Here is a 14,813-nt window from a genome sequence, read left to right as displayed (position 1 = left end):
GCGGGGCCTACAAGGATTACAGCGCGCCGGTGCAGGTGAGCAGTGTGGGTCAGCACACGGTGGCGTACCGGGCGACGGACAAGGCGGGCAACACGTCGGCGGTGAAGTCGGTGTCGTTCACGGTGGTGGCGGCTGCGCCGCAGGACACCACCGCGCCCGAGGTGTCGGCCTCGGTGTCGGGGACGAAGGACGCCTCCGGTGACTACGTCTCCGACGCGACGGTGACGGTGTCGGCTTCGGACGCGGAGTCGGGCGTGGCCAAGATCGAGTACTCGCTCGACGGCGGGGCCTACAAGGATTACAGCGCGCCGGTGCAGGTGAGCAGTGTGGGTCAGCACACGGTGGCGTACCGGGCGACGGACAAGGCGGGCAACACGTCCGCGGAGCAGTCCGTGTCGTTCACGGTGGTCGCCGCTCCGCCGCAGGACACCACCGCGCCCGAGGTGTCGGCCTCGGTGTCGGGGACGAAGGACGCCTCCGGTGACTACGTCGGCAGCGCGACGGTGACGGTGACGGCTTCGGATGCGGAGTCGGGTGTGGCCGCGACCGAGTACTCCCTGGACGGCGGCCCCTACCTGCCGTACTCCGCCCCGGTGGCGGTGAACAGAGCGGGGAGCCACACCTTCCTGTACCGGGCCACCGACAAGGCCGGCAACACGTCCGCGGCCAAGTCACTGACCCTGACCATCGTCGACAGCAAGCCGCCCACCGACTGTCCTGAGACGGACGGCCGTTCGACGGTGTTCGTCGGCACGGTCAACACGGGCATCCCGAACCGCGTCACGACGAACGGCTGCACGATCAACGAGCTGATCGAGGACCACCGGGCCTGGAGCAGCCACGGCACCTTCGTCACGCATGTCGAGACGATCGTCGCGACCCTCCGGCGTGAGGGCGTCATCGACCAGCGTGAGGCGGGCCGGATCAAGCAGGCCGCCGGCCGTTCCGACGTCGGCAAGCCCCACACCGCGCGCACGGAGCGGTGAGATAACGGCCGGCATCCGGCCCTCCCCGCCTGATCCGTGAGGGCTCGGCGGGCCTGAACGAGCGTCTGCCGAAGCGACCCGGCCGACTGCAATGCACGGCAAGTGGCCTGATGGGGTGGCACCGGCTGGGCCCCACACCCCATCAGGCCCGCCTGCTGTCGCGACCGCTACGGGAGCCGACGCAGTGGCCCGTCACGGCCGACGGCACCTGTCGGATCGCCGTTCGCTCTCGTTCGGGGCAACGTAGAGCGGGCCTTCACACAAGCTTTGTCCACTACAAGATGAAAGTGCATCGGAACGCTGCACAAGTTCTTTCGTATCGTGCAGGACGGTGCTACGGTTTTTTTGAAAGTCGCGCCCCGAAGTGCCGGGCGTGTGCACGGCTTCGGTGACGACGGGAGGGGCAGCGTGAGGCGCATGACGGCTCGACCGGCCAATGTCCATCAGGCCAGGCTGCTCCGCCTGCTGCGCGACCTCGGTCCGCAGTCCCGGGTCGCCCTGGGCGATCGGGTCGAGCTGTCGCGCTCCAAGCTCGCGGTGGAGATCGACCGGCTGCTGGAGACGGGCCTTGTCGTCCCGGACGGTCTCGCCGCCTCCCGCGGCGGTCGCCGCTCGCACAACGTCCGGATCGCCCCCTCCCTGCGGTTCCTCGGCGTGGACATCGGCGCCACCTCTGTGGATGTCGCGGTCACCAACGCGGAGCTGGAGGTCCTCGGCCATCTGGCCGAACCGCTGGACGTGCGTGACGGTCCGGTGGCCGTGTTCGAGCGGGTACTCGCCCTGGCCGCCAAGCTGCGCGCGGCCGGGCTGGCGGAGCACTTCGACGGCGCCGGGATCGGCGTGCCGGGACCCGTCCGGTTCCCCGAGGGGGTCCCTGTCGCACCGCCGATCATGCCCGGCTGGGACGGCTTCCCCGTCCGCGAGGCGCTGAGCCAGGAACTCGGCTGCCCTGTCCTCGTCGACAACGACGTGAACCTGATGGCCCTGGGCGAGCAGCAGGCCGGTGTCGCCCGATCCGTACGTGACTTCCTGTGGGTCAAGATCGGGACCGGCATCGGCTGCGGCATCGTGGTTCGTGGCGAGGTCCACCGGGGTGTTTCCGGCAGCGCCGGCGACATCGGGCACATTCAGGTGGACCCGGAAGGGCCGCCGTGTGCCTGCGGCAACATCGGCTGTCTGGAGGCGTACTTCAGCGGCAACGCCCTGGCGCGCGACGCGACCGCGCTCGCCGAGTCGGGCCGCTCGGTGGAGTTGGCCGGTCGGCTCGAGGCGGCAGGACGACTGACCCCCGAGGACGTGTCGGCAGCCGCCGGCGCCGGTGACGCCGCGGCCCTCGAGCTGATCCGCATGGGCGGAGGCCGTATCGGCCAGGTCATCGCAGGGTTGGTCAGCTTCTTCAACCCCGGTCTCGTGGTCATCGGGGGAGGGCTCACCGGGCTGGGGCACACCCTCCTGGCCAGCATCCGCACCGAGGTCTACCGGCAGTCCCTGCCGTTGGCGACCGGCAACCTGCCGATCGTTCTCGGCGAGCTCGGCCAGGTCTCCGGCGTCGTCGGCGCAACCCGGCTGATCAGCGACCACATCTTCTCACCGGCCTGACGCGCCCCCGCGCGGCCGGAATCCGTTCCCCGCGAACGGACGCGTTCCCGCGTCCGTTGCCCGCGCCCACAAGCATTCCTCAGGAGCGCCCATGGACAGTCAGCACGGCTCGCCCACGATCGGGGTGGGTATGATCGGATACGCCTTCATGGGCCGCGCGCATTCGCATGCCTGGCGTAGCGTCGCCTGCGCCTTCGATCTGCCCCTGCGCCCGGTCATGGCTGCCCTCGCCGGACGTGAGCAAGCGGCCTTGGAACAGGCTGCCCGACGTCAGACCTGGGCCGCGACCGAGACCGACTGGCGGGCCCTGATCGCCCGCGCCGACGTGCAGCTGGTGGACATCTGCACTCCGGGTTCCAGTCACGCCGAGATCGCGATCGCGGCGCTGGAGGCCGGTAAGCACGTGTTGTGCGAGAAACCGCTCGCCAACACGGTCGAGGAGGCGGAGGCGATGGCCGCCGCCGCGGCCGCCGCCTCGCGTCGCGGTGTGCGCTCCATGGTGGGGTTCAGCTATCGACGCACACCGGCGCTCGCCCTCGCCCGTCGACTGATCGCCGGGGGCCGCCTCGGCGCCCTGCGGCACGTACGGGCACAGTATCTCCAGGACTGGATCGTGGATCCGGAGTTCCCGCTGGTATGGCGGCTGCAGCGCGAGCACGCCGGTTCCGGCGCGCTGGGCGACATCGGCGCCCACATCGTCGACCTCGCCCAGTACCTCGTGGGGGAGCCGCTGTCGGGAGTCTCCGCCCTGACCGAGACGTTCATCCGCGAACGGCCGCTTTCTACGGCATCGTCAGGGCTCGCGGCCGTCGTCGACGGGGTCACGCCGCGCGGAACCGTGACGGTGGACGACGCCGCGCTGTTCACCGGCCGGTTTCCCGGAGGCGCCGTCGCGTCTTTCGAGGCCACGCGGGTCGCCGCCGGCCGGAAGAACGCCCTGCGCATCGAGATCAATGGCGACCGCGGCAGCATCGCCTTCGATCTGGAGCGCCTCAACGAACTGGACTTCCACGACCACACCGAGCCGGCTGCGACGGCAGGCTTCCGGCGGATCCTGGTCACCGAACCCGACCATCCCTATCTCGAGGGGTGGTGGCCGCCGGGGCACGGACTCGGCTACGACCACACCTTCGTGCACCAGGTGCGCGACCTGATGCACGCCATCATCGAGGGCCGGGACCCCGAGCCCTCCTTCGCTGACGGACTGCAAGTGCAGCGGGTGTTGGCAGCGGTGGAGCACAGCGCCGCGAACGGCAGCGTCTGGACGCCCGTCACGCACACGGGAGTTCCGCAGGGGAGCCCACCGCTGCCGTCCGGCACCGGCGACCCCGTCGCGGTCGCTCCCTGATCGACCGATGTCCCCGCTCCGTCGATGGAAAGGAGGATTTCAGGAAAACTCCTGACGGGAATCGCTCAATGGAACGAATTTCATCACACTGGTCGATGAGACCGGATGCGACGCACCGGGGTCAATTGCCGTACGGCAGGTGCCGGTAAGGCAGGTGTCGACAAAAGCCGGGGCATATTCGACGGTGCGCTCCGGGAATACCTGCCTGCCTCGACGCGAGAGTCGCACACCAATCGCGCGATCTCCTCATGCCCCGAGTTATCAAGGGCAACGGGCAGGCGGGGAGGGGTGCCCCGCTTCCCGCCATACCCGCGAACAGGTACGAAGGCGCCGGCTTCCAACTGTGGGTCGATTCCGATTACGCAAAAGTGTTACACCAGTTGCCGCATCTGGCCACGAAGGCCTCGAACGGTTCGCGGACCCTTTTCAAACCACGCTGTGAGAACTACCTTCCTCTCAGCTCGCCACGCGGCAGGGGCGGCCTGTTCCGGAAAACCGGGACGCACGCCCTAAGCCAAAGGGAAACCCCCCGACCTGGACCACCGAAGTCCACCCAGAAGGAAACCGTCAAGGATCCACGACGGGCCCCAGAGCGCTGCCGTCCACGACATGTCGGGCCCCTCACGAGCCTTCTCGTCGAGGCCCTTCGCGAGGCCCAACCCATCAATGACCGCGACAAGTTGACGAACCGCCACAAGCCCTGTGAGGGCCGGCGGACACCGCATCAGAGGGAGACTCATGAGTGCCCCGCTGCTCGAGATGCAAGGCGTCGTCAAGGAGTTCCCCGGCGTCCGGGCCCTCGACGGTGTCGACCTCGACGTGGTCGCCGGAGAAGTGCACTGTCTGCTGGGCCAGAACGGCGCCGGCAAATCGACACTCATCAAGGTCCTCGCCGGCGCCCACCAGCCCGACGAAGGACACATCGCCTGGGAGGGCGAACCGGTGACCCTCCCGACCCCGACGGCCGCCATGCGCCACGGGATCGCCACCATCTACCAGGAACTCGACCTGGCTGACGGCCTGTCGGTGGCGGAGAACATCTACCTGGGACACGAGCAGTCCCGGCTGGGGTTCGCCCGGCGCTCGCGGATGCACGACGCCGCCCGGCAACTCCTGCGCAGGCTGGGGCACCCGGAGATCCCCGTCACGCGTGAGGTGGGTGAACTGTCGGCGGCCGGCAAGCAGCTCGTGTCCATGGCACGCGCCCTCTCGCACGACGCACGGCTCCTCATCATGGACGAGCCCTCCGCCGTCCTCGCCCATGACGAGGTGGACAACCTCTTCCGCATCATCGGCGACCTCACCGCCGCCGGCGTGGGGGTCGTCTACATCTCCCATCGAATGGAGGAGATCCGCCGGATCGGGGACCGCGTCACCGTCCTCAAGGACGGCCGCACGGTCGCCCGGGGGCTGCCCGCGCGCACCACCCCCACCTCCGAGTTGGTCTCGCTGATGACCGGACGCACCGTCGAGTACGTCTTCCCGCCGAGGCCCGAAAGCCCCGGCCCGGAGGAGCGGCCGGTGCTACTGGAGGTCGAACAGATCAGCCGCCCGGGAGAGTTCCACGACATCTCCTTCACCGTGCGGGCCGGCGAGATCGTCGGGCTGGCGGGCCTGGTCGGCTCCGGCCGCTCGGAGATCCTCGAAACGGTCTATGGAGCCCGGCGTCCAGCCTCCGGGCGCATCAGCATGGCAGGGTCCGTCCTACGGCCCGGCAGCGTCACCGCCGCCGTCCGGGCGGGCCTCGGGCTCGCCCCGGAGGAACGCAAGAGCCAAGCGCTGTTCATGCAGTCCTCCATCGCCCACAACGTGTCCATGTCCTCGCTGCGACGGTTCGCCCGCGCCGGGTTCCTCGACGCCCGCACCGAGCTGGCCGCCACGACGGAAGCGGTCCGCAGGCTCGACCTGCGACCCCCCGACGCGACCCGACCGGTGCGCACGCTCTCCGGCGGAAACCAGCAGAAGGCCGTCGTCGCCCGTTGGTTGCTCACCGACTGCCGGCTGCTGCTGCTGGACGAGCCCACCCGCGGCGTGGACGTCGGAGCGCGGGCGGAGCTTTACATGCTCATCCGGCGGCTCGCGGATTCGGGAGTCGGTGTGCTCCTCGTCTCCAGCGAGGTGCCTGAAGTCCTCGGCCTCGCCGACCGTGTCCTCGTCATGCGCGAAGGGCGGGTGGTCCGTGAGGCCGGCGTCCTGGACCTCGACGAATCGAAAGTGCTCGACCTCGTCATGGAAGGGAGCTCCGCGTGAGCCAGCAGACCAGTCCCCCCGGCGGGAGCGGTCCGCTGCCCGTCACCGGCCAGGGATCACCGGCTGGATCCGTCCGGCAGACCGGCACATCCCCGGGGAAGGGTGGCAGATCCTTCTTCCTCGGGCACATGGGCAGGGTGCGCAACCTCGGCCTGTTCGTCGTCCTCCTCCTGCTCTGCATCATCGGTGCGCTGACCTCCGGCAACTTCGCGACCAGTCAGAACGCCCTGGTCATCCTCAGCAGTGCGGCCGTCATCGGGGTCATCACGATCGGTCAGACCTTCATCATCATCGGCGGTGGCATCGACCTGTCCGTCGGCGCGATCGTGGCGCTCGCATCCGTGTGGTGCACCACCGTGGCCACCCAGTCCTACGGGTTCGGCGGCATGGTCTTCTGCGCGCTCGCCGTGGGCGCGGTCGTCGGCCTCGTCAACGGCCTGATCATCGCCTACGGCAACATCGTGGCGTTCATCACCACGATCGCCATGATGGCGAGCGCCCGCGGACTGGCCGAGCGGATCTCCGACCGGCAGTCCCAGGTGGTGACGGTCGAGTCGTTGAACTCCATCGCCGCCACCCGGTTCCTCGGCATTCCGCTGTTGGTCTACATCCTGGCGGTGGCCGTGCTCGCCGGCTGGGTCCTGCTCAACCGCACCACCTTTGGCCGCCGGACGTTCGCCATCGGCGGCAACCAGGAGGCCGCGCGCCTCGCCGGTCTCGATGTGCGCCGACACACCGTGGTGCTGTACGTCCTGTCAGGCCTGTGCTGCGGCGTCGCCGCGATCATGCTGACCGCGCGGACCACCTCCGGGGCCAGCAACCTCGGCAACCTGTACGAACTGGACTCGATCGCCGCGGTGATCATCGGCGGAACCCTGCTGACCGGCGGCCGCGGCTCGCTCGTGGGCTCGATCCTGGGCGTCCTCGTCTTCACCACGATCACCAACATCTTCGTGCTGAACAACCTCACGACCGACATCCAGCAGATCGCCAAGGGTCTGATCATCGTCGCGGCCGTGCTGATCCAGCGACGCGGCCGGAGAACGGCCACCCCGTAGCAGCGGCGCGGACGGCGGCCTCAACCCCGCTGTCGCCGTCCGCGCCGCCCCCAGCCCCAGCCGCGCGGCACGTCCGCATCGACCACGGCAGGCAGGACCCCATGCAGGACCCCCGTGACTGGAAGGACTAGCGAGATGGACAAGCGCGGACTGGGCGGACTGGACCGCAGAAGGCTCCTCCTCGGTGGGGCGGTACTCGGCGGCGGAGCCCTGATCGCCGGCTGCACCAGCAACCAGAGCGACGCCTCCACGGACGACGTCAATGCGGCGGCCAAGGCCGGCACCGACAACGACAAGCCGGGCAAGCACGTGACGATCGGGTTCTCGGCCCCCGCCGCCGACCACGGCTGGATGGCGGCCATCACCAAGAACGCCATGGCGCAGGCGAAGCAGTACTCGGACGTGCACGTCGAGGCCGTCGAGGGCACCAACGACGTCAACGCGCAGATCAGCCAGGTCCAGACGCTGATCGGCAAGAAGGTCGACGTGCTCGTGATCCTGCCCTTCGACGGCAAGGCGCTGACCGCCGTGGCCCAACAGGCGATGGACGCGGGCATCCCCGTGATCAACCTCGACCGTGTCTTCGACTCACCCCTGGCCTATCGGACATGGGTCGGCGGCGACAACTTCGGCATGGGTCTCAACGCCGGCCTCTACATCGGCAAGACCCTCAAGGCCAAGGGTGCCTCCTCGCCCGTGATCGGCGAGATCGCCGGGATGGACAACCTCGAACTCACCAAGCAGCGCAGCGCCGGGTTCAAGCGGGGCCTGGCCAAGTACGGCTTCCACGTCGGAATCCGGCAGGCCGCCGACTTCACCGCGGACTCGGGTCAGCAGGTGATGAGCAACGTACTGCAGGCACGCTCGCACCTCGACGCGGTGTGGAACCACGACGACGACCAGGGCATCGGCGTGGAGGCAGCCATCAAGCAGGCGGGCCGAAGCGAGTTCTTCATGGTCGGCGGCGCCGGCTCCAAGCACGCCATGCAGGAGATCAAGGCCGACAGCTCCGTGCTGAAGGCCACGGTCGTCTACCCGTCGAACATGTCCGCCTCGGCCGTCAAGCTCGCCCGGCTCATCGCCCAGCGCAAGGGCCTGAGCGACCTCGTCGGGCAGGACCTGCCGTCCTCGCTGACCCTGTTCTCCGCCACCGTGACCAAGGAGAACGTCGACCTGTACCTTCCCGGCGCCTTCAGCTGACCGGGCACCCACCGCCCCCCCGAAACCAGGTCACGAAAGGTTGACAATGTCCCGTAGAGGTATCGTCGCGCTGCTCTCGGCAGCCGCCCTGGCCCTGCCGCTCGCCGCCACGAGCGCCACCACCGCACACGCCGCAGAACCGGCGTTCAGGGTGCTGGTGTTCTCCAAGACCACCGGCTACCGGCACGCCTCCATTCCCGACGGGATCGCGGCGATCGAAAAGCTCGGCCAGGACAACGGCTTCGCGGTCGACGCGACCGAGGACGCCACCCAGTTCAACGACGCCAACCTGGCCAAGTACCAGTCGGTCGTCTTCCTCTCCACCACGGGCGACCCGTTGGACCAGCAGTCCGAGAAGGACGCCTTCCAGCGCTACATCGAGCACGGCGGCGGCTTCGTCGGCATCCACGCCGCCGCCGACTCCGGATACACCTGGGCCTGGTACGGCGGCCTGGTCGGCGCGTACTTCAGGGACCACCCGGCGATCCAGCAGGCGACGGTGGACGTCGCGGGCCAGGGCACCGCGGCCACCAGGAACCTGCCGAACCGCTGGACCCGCACCGACGAGTGGTACAACTACCGCTCGAACCCCCGCTCCGACGTGCGCGTCCTGGCCACCTTGGACGAGAGCACGTACAACCCGGTCGGCTACTCCGGCGGCTCGATGGGCGCGGACCACCCCATCTCCTGGTGCCACCCCTACGACGGCGGCCGCTCCTTCTACACCGGCATGGGCCACACCTCGGAGAGCTACACCGAGCCGCGGTACCTGTCGCACATCCTCGGCGGCATCAAGATGACGGCCGGTGCGGCGAAGTTCAACTGCGACCCGGAAAGCACCGACTGAGGCGCTGACGGACTCCGGCGCGCCTGCCGTCCGAGCGGGCGCGCCGGGCACACGCGGTTCCCGCCCGCCCGACCGTCGGCACAGCACAGCGAAAGGACCCACCTTGCCGTCGTCAACGACCGCGTGCCGCCTCATGGCACCGGTGAACCCGGACGCAGCCGCCCACGGTTCCTTCCGCCGCGGGATGCTCGCCGGCGCCGGCGCCGTCCTCGGGCTCGTCCTCCTGGCAGGCCTGGTGGCAGTCCTGGTGACGGCGGGGCGTACGGCCTCCACCGACCCGACCCGGCAGCTCGCCGACCATATCCGCGCACAGGACGCCGCCCGCAACACCCAGCAGGTCAAGGCGCTCACCGCACAGGCGCGACGTCTCGCCACCCGGCTGGCTCCGGTGCTCCGGCAGATGGAGGCGGCCATGCCGCACGAAGGCCGCGCTCCCCAGCCAGCGGGGGCCGCGAAGGCCGGCCGGTGGAAGGCGGTGACCTCCACAGCCGTCGCGGCCCTCGCCCACCCCCCGTCCGGCGACACCGACTACAACGTCGCCCGTTCCGACTTCGCCGCAGCCGTACGCGCGCTCGACAGCGCCGTGGACTCCTACCGGCTGGCCCTCGGGGCGCCTGACTCCCTGGCGAAGCGGCTCACCGCCGCGGCGGCCTCGCAGCGGGACCAGGGCATCGACGTCTGGTCGATCGGGGCCACCGAACTCGACGCGATCGACATCGACGCCGGGTTGGGTCACCAGCACGTTTTCCTGCAGGTGACCCCCGACGGCCAGGCCCTGGCCCCGGACGACCAGCCGGAGGGGAGCGGAGGCAGGTGACGGGGCACGGCGACATCGACAGCGAGGAACGAGGCGACCGGGCGCGACCGCGCCCGGCCGACGGAGGTGACGACATGTCAGATCAACACAGCCGCACAGGCATATGGCTGGCGGGGGCGCGCGGATCGGTGGCCACCACCGTCATCGCCGGCACGGCCGCTCTACGGGCGGGGCTGGCCGAGCCGACCGGGTGCGTCACCGAGCAGCCGGGGTTCCCCGACGCCGGCCTGCCCGCCGTGTCCGACCTGGTCTTCGGGGGGCACGACGTGGCCTGCACGCCGCTGCCGAAGCGGGCCGAACAGTTGGTCGCGGCCGGCGTGCTGCCCCACGGGCTGCCCGCACTCGTCCACGACGACCTGGCCGCCGCCGACGCCGAGATACGCCCGGCCCCTCTCCCGGACGCGGCCATGAGCCAGCTGGACGCCGTCGAGGCGATACGGGCCGACATCGACGCCTTCCGCGAGCGGCACGGCCTCGCACGGGTGGTCGTCGTCAACGTGTCCTCGACCGAACCGGTCCTCCCGGCGCACCCGGCGCACACCTCGGCGGGGGCCCTGCGTGCCGCGCTCGCCGCCGGCGAGAACGTGCTGCCGCCCAGCTCCCAGTACGCCCTGGCCGCGATCACGGCCGGGTGCGCCCACGTCGACTTCACGCCGTCCACCGGCATGCGGATCCCGGCACTTCGGGAACTGGTCGAGGAGGCCGGCCTGCCGTACGCCGGAAGCGACGGCAAGACCGGGGAGACCCTGCTCAAAGCGACCCTCGGGCCGATGTTCGCCGCCCGGGGCCTGCGGGTACGGACGTGGTCCGGCACCAACCTGCTCGGCGGCGGCGACGGCGAGACGCTCGCCGATCCGGCCGCGATGGCCAGCAAGGCGGCCTCCAAGCAGCGGGTGCTCACGGAAACCCTGGGACACCCGGTCGAGGGCGAGGTCCACATCGACAACGTGCCCTCCCTCGGCGACTGGAAGACCGCCTGGGACCACGTGACGTTCGAGGGGTTCCTGGGCGTGCGGATGAATCTGCAGTTCACCTGGGCCGGTTGCGACTCGGCACTGGCCGCACCCCTGGTACTCGATCTCGCCCGGCTGGCGGGCCGGGCCCATGAGCGGGGGATCTCCGGTCCCCTCGGTGAGCTGGCCTTCTTCTTCAAGGACCCCGTCGGCACCGATGAGCACGCCGTGATGGCCCAGTACGAGATACTGCGGACCTTCGCCGCCGGGCTCGGGGAGCGGCGGTGATCCGCCCGTCCGCGCTCCGGCCCGGCCCCGGCCGGCGAGCAGGCGGAGACGCGGGGTCGCGCTCCGGCCCGGCCGGGGCACCACGTCCCGGATCCGTGGCCTCCGCGTCCGCTCCGGCGGCAACGCCATCGCCGGGCCGGCGCCTGCGAGCCCTGGCCGAACTGGTGCGCGCCCCGGCCGCGTTCACCGTGCCGGGGGACGTCCTGGCCGGAGCGGCGGCTGCGGGCCGTCGTCCCGACATGGCCGTGGCCGGTCTGGCCGCCTCCTCGGTCTGCCTGTACTGGGCCGGAATGGCGCTCAACGACTGGGCCGACCGCGATCTTGACGCAGTGGAACGCCCCGAGCGGCCGATCCCCTCCGGCCGGGTGGCCGCACCCGTCGCCCTGGGCACCGCCGCAGCCCTGACCGCGGTCGCCCTCGGCTTGGCCACGGTCGCTGAAGGCCGTCGCGCGCTGACGGTCGCCGTGCCCCTCGCGGCGACCGTCTGGGGGTACGACCTGTGGGCCAAATCCCGTCCGGTGGGCCCTGCGGTGATGGCGGCCGCCAGAGGACTCGACGTCCTGCTCGGTGCCCGCGTGGGCCGGCTGCGGCCCGCCCTCCCGGCGGCCGCGACCGTCGCCGGGCACACCCTCGCCGTCACCGCGCTCAGCCGCGCCGAGGTCACGGGCGCGGAACCATGGCTGCCCCGGGTGACGCTCGCCGTCACCGGCGCCGTCGCAGCCGCAACGGCGCTCCGCGGCCGCCCGGCCCGGCAGGGCACGGGCCGTCGGCACGACCTGGCCCTTGCGGGCGGCCTCGCCGTCTACGCCGCAACGACCGGCCGCGCTCAGGCGCACGCCGTCGCCGATCCTTCGCCGGAAAAGGTCCGCAGGGCCGTCGGCGCGGGGATCCTCGGCCTGATCCCGCTTCAGGCCGCGCTCACCGCAGGCACGGGCGCGGTGCGCTCCGCACTTCCGCTCGCCGCGGCCTTTCCGCTGGCCCGAGCCCTCTCAAGGCGGGTGTCCCCGACGTGACCGAATCCCGCCTCGGCGACCACACGTCCGCCGAGCCCGTCCTGCGCTACGGGTTCGGCACGAACGGCTTCTCCAACCACCGACTGGAGGACGCGCTCACCGTCATCGCCGAACTCGGCTACGACGGAGTGGCTCTCACCCTCGACCACCACCACCTCGATCCCTTCGCGCCCGGCCTTGCCGCGCGGACGACGGCCCTCGCCCGGCGGCTGGACGGTCTCGGGCTCAGCGTGGTGATCGAGACCGGAGCGCGCTACCTGCTCGACCCCTGGCACAAGCACGAGCCCACCCTGATCGCCACCGAAGGACGCGAACGCAGGGTGGACTTCCTGCGCCGGGCGGTGGCCGTCGGCGCCGACCTCGGCGCGCAGGCCGTCTCCTTCTGGGCCGGCGTCCGGCCCGCGGAGCTCGACCCGGCGACGGCCTGGGACCGGCTGGTCGCCGGATGCGCCGAGGTCGTCGAGGCCGCGGAGGAGGCGGGCGTCCTCCTGGGCTTTGAACCCGAACCGGGGATGCTTGTGCAGAGCGTCGACGAGTACACCAGGCTGGCCGCGGAGCTCGGCGACCCGGCCCCGTTCGGCCTGACCCTTGACATCGGCCACTGCCGCTGCCTGGAGCCGTACCCGGTGCCCGAGTGCGTGCGCCGGGCGGGGAGCCGGCTGGTGAACGTGCAGATCGACGACATGCGCCGGGGCACGCACGAGCACCTGGAGTTCGGCGGCGGCGAGATCGACTTCCCGCCCGTGCTCAGCGCCCTCGACGAGGTCGGCTACCGCGGGCTGGTCGCCGTCGAGCTGCCCCGGCACAGCCACGACGCCCCGGGAGTGGCCCGCCGTTCCCTGGACTTCCTGCGGTCGTGCGACCCCGCGGTCCGTCGCGAGGAGGAGATGGCATGACACCTGACGACCTCAGAACCGCCTTGACCGACCGGATGACCGAGAAGGGCTGGAGGTGGCTCGCCGGTGCGTGCGCCTCGGCGGCCGCCGACCCCGCAGTCGTACGCGGTCTGTTCCCGCTGGCCGGACGCCGATGCGGACGTGTTCGGCTGGACCCCGGCGACCCGTACGGCTGGACGGTGGACGACGCGGCCCGCTGCCTCCTGCTGGCGGCGATGCCGTTGACCGGCAGCCCGTTGCTGGAGGAGATCGGGGCGCTCTACCGGACCGGTGACGCGGCCGAACGGCGCGCCGTGCTGCGCGCCCTGCCGCTGCTGCCCGTCGGCGACGGCGCGCTGCCTCTGGTGCGCGACGCCCTGCGCACCAACGACACACGGCTGATCGCTGCAGCCCTCGGCGACTACGCGACCGACCACCTGGACGCGGAAACCTACCGTCAGGGCGTACTCAAGTGCGTCTTCACCGGCATCCCGCTGACCGCGTTGCCGGGCCTGCCCGGCCGGGCGGACGTCCAACTGGCCCGCATGATGGCGGCGTTCGCCCACGAGCGGTCCGCCGCGGCACGCGAGGTGCCCGCCGACATCCGGCCGATCCTCGCGCGATACCCGGACGTACCGGTACCCGGCCACTGGGACCTCGCGGACATCCCCACCGCAACCACCCACCACACCGGCAACCGGGAGGCGTGATGCGTATCTTCGACCCGCACATCCACATGACCTCGCGCACCACCGACGACTACGAGGCGATGCACGCGGCCGGCGTACGCGCCCTGGTGGAGCCCGCGTTCTGGCTCGGTCAGCCGCGCACCTCCGTGGGCAGCTTCCTGGACTACTTCGACTCCCTCATCGGCTGGGAGCCGTTCCGCGCCGCCCAGTTCGGCATCCGCCACCACTGCACCATCGCCCTCAACCCCAAGGAGGCCAACGACCCGCGCTGTGCTGAGGTACTGCAGCACCTGCCGCGTTACCTGCCCAAGGACGGCGTGGTCGCCGTCGGCGAGATCGGCTACGACTCGATGACGCCCGAGGAGGACGAGGCGTTCGCCGCCCAACTGCAGCTCGCGGTCACCCACGACCTGCCGGCGCTGGTACACACGCCGCACCGCGACAAGGCCGCGGGCGTGGAGCGCACCCTCGCCGTGGTGAAGGAATCCGGGATCGCCCCGGAGCGGGTCGTCGTCGACCACCTCAACGAAGTGACGGTACGTCAGGTCGTCGACTCGGGGTGCTGGATGGGATTCTCCATCTATCCCGACACCAAGATGGACGAGCGTCGCATGGTCGCCGTGCTGCGCGAGTTCGGCACCGAGCGGATCCTCGTGAACTCGGCCGCGGACTGGGGGAGGAGCGACCCCCTGAAGACCCGGCTGACGGGCGACGCCATGCTCGCCGCGGGCTTTGCTCCGGACGACGTGGACACGCTCCTGTGGCGCAACCCCGTCGCCTTCTACGGCCAGAGCGGCAAGCTGGAGCTGGACGGCTCGGACGCGCCCGGTGCCGACGCCACCTACGAGGGCAACTCCGTGCTGCGCGGCGTCCGGGCGGAGGTGTAGCCG

General features: G+C 70.8%; 13 protein-coding genes. All 13 read left to right on the top strand.

Annotated elements, in window-relative coordinates:
• A partial coding sequence (locus tag ABVB68_RS05660; protein WP_503006017.1) for an OmpL47-type beta-barrel domain-containing protein occupies positions 1–986 on the top strand: 986 nt, incomplete at its 5' end.
• Between the two features lie 417 nt (positions 987–1,403).
• A complete protein-coding gene (locus ABVB68_RS05655; protein ID WP_353599736.1) occupies positions 1,404–2,585 on the top strand; it encodes an ROK family protein in 1,182 nt (393 codons plus the stop codon).
• Between the two features lie 91 nt (positions 2,586–2,676).
• A complete protein-coding gene (locus tag ABVB68_RS05650; RefSeq protein WP_353599735.1) occupies positions 2,677–3,933 on the top strand; it encodes a Gfo/Idh/MocA family protein in 1,257 nt (418 codons plus the stop codon).
• Between the two features lie 738 nt (positions 3,934–4,671).
• Positions 4,672–6,183: a sugar ABC transporter ATP-binding protein gene (locus tag ABVB68_RS05645; protein ID WP_353599734.1), complete on the top strand. Its 1,512-nt coding sequence runs from the start codon at positions 4,672–4,674 to the stop codon at positions 6,181–6,183.
• Positions 6,180–7,241: an ABC transporter permease gene (locus tag ABVB68_RS05640; protein WP_353599733.1), complete on the top strand. Its 1,062-nt coding sequence runs from the start codon at positions 6,180–6,182 to the stop codon at positions 7,239–7,241. The genes ABVB68_RS05645 and ABVB68_RS05640 overlap by 4 nt, the downstream gene beginning before the upstream one ends.
• Positions 7,242–7,376: 135 nt before the next feature.
• On the top strand, positions 7,377–8,441 hold the full coding sequence (locus ABVB68_RS05635; protein ID WP_353599732.1) for a substrate-binding domain-containing protein: 1,065 nt from the start codon (positions 7,377–7,379) through the stop codon (positions 8,439–8,441).
• Positions 8,442–8,487: 46 nt separating this feature from the next.
• Entirely contained in the window at positions 8,488–9,288 is an 801-nt protein-coding gene (locus ABVB68_RS05630) for a ThuA domain-containing protein (protein ID WP_353599730.1), read from the top strand.
• A 142-nt stretch (positions 9,289–9,430) separates the two neighbouring features.
• Positions 9,431–10,105, top strand: a complete 675-nt coding sequence (locus ABVB68_RS05625; RefSeq protein ID WP_353599729.1) for a hypothetical protein — start codon at positions 9,431–9,433, stop codon at positions 10,103–10,105.
• 74 nt (positions 10,106–10,179) lie between these two features.
• Entirely contained in the window at positions 10,180–11,346 is a 1,167-nt protein-coding gene (locus ABVB68_RS05620; protein WP_353599728.1) for an inositol-3-phosphate synthase, read from the top strand.
• Between the two features lie 95 nt (positions 11,347–11,441).
• Positions 11,442–12,359 carry an SCO3242 family prenyltransferase gene (locus ABVB68_RS05615; RefSeq protein ID WP_353599727.1) on the top strand — a complete coding sequence of 306 codons (918 nt, stop codon included), beginning with the start codon at positions 11,442–11,444 and terminating at the stop codon, positions 12,357–12,359.
• Positions 12,356–13,255 carry a sugar phosphate isomerase/epimerase family protein gene (locus ABVB68_RS05610; protein WP_353599726.1) on the top strand — a complete coding sequence of 300 codons (900 nt, stop codon included), beginning with the start codon at positions 12,356–12,358 and terminating at the stop codon, positions 13,253–13,255. Before ABVB68_RS05615 ends, ABVB68_RS05610 begins: the two co-directional genes overlap by 4 nt.
• Positions 13,252–13,944 (top strand): EboA domain-containing protein, encoded by a 693-nt coding sequence (locus tag ABVB68_RS05605; RefSeq protein ID WP_353599725.1) that lies wholly within the window; start codon positions 13,252–13,254, stop codon positions 13,942–13,944. The genes ABVB68_RS05610 and ABVB68_RS05605 overlap by 4 nt, the downstream gene beginning before the upstream one ends.
• Positions 13,944–14,810, top strand: a complete 867-nt coding sequence (locus ABVB68_RS05600) for a TatD family hydrolase (protein WP_353599724.1) — start codon at positions 13,944–13,946, stop codon at positions 14,808–14,810. Before ABVB68_RS05605 ends, ABVB68_RS05600 begins: the two co-directional genes overlap by 1 nt.
• Positions 14,811–14,813 lie beyond the last annotated feature (3 nt).

Source organism: Streptomyces sp. NPDC096012, assembly GCF_040426375.1.
Classification (GTDB): domain Bacteria; phylum Actinomycetota; class Actinomycetes; order Streptomycetales; family Streptomycetaceae; genus Streptomyces.
The sequence above is the reverse complement of the archived record's forward strand: the minus strand, read 5'-3'. Positions and strand labels throughout refer to the sequence as shown.